Genomic DNA, 455 nt, shown 5'->3' on the forward strand with positions numbered 1-455 from the left:
ATCGGCTCTTAGTGCCAAGGCATCCGCCCTGCGCCCTTAATAACTTGACCAGTTATTAAATGACTTCGCAAACATCCATTCACATTCGTTTATGTCTGTTGCTCAAAAGTGTTATTTTTTTGAGAGTTGTCTTCTCTTATAATTGGTTTATTTAATCATCACTAAATGTTATGCAGTTTTCAAAGTACTAATAGTACAATTAAGTACTAATATGGTGGAGATGAGGAGGATCGAACTCCTGACCCCTTGCGTGCAAGGCAAGTGCTCTCCCAGCTGAGCTACACCCCCACATTTTATTCATTCAACTTTTTTGCAGAAATATAATAACATATCTCTGACAATTTTGTCAAACATATTTCAGAAAGTTTTAAGAACTCTCAAAATTAAACAGTAGGTAATTACTCCTTAGAAAGGAGGTGATCCAGCCGCACCTTCCGATACGGCTACCTTGTTAC

The 455-nt window shown here is 38.0% G+C and carries 1 tRNA gene; it reads right to left on the minus strand.

Features of this window, described 5'->3' with window-relative positions:
- Window positions 1-212 precede the first annotated feature (212 nt).
- A tRNA-Ala gene (locus tag ATCC9714_RS16570) sits at window positions 213-288 on the minus strand.
- Window positions 289-455: the final 167 nt, after the last annotated feature.

It is taken from the genome of Paraclostridium sordellii (genome assembly GCF_000953675.1).
GTDB classification, from domain to species: Bacteria; Bacillota; Clostridia; order Peptostreptococcales; family Peptostreptococcaceae; genus Paraclostridium; species Paraclostridium sordellii.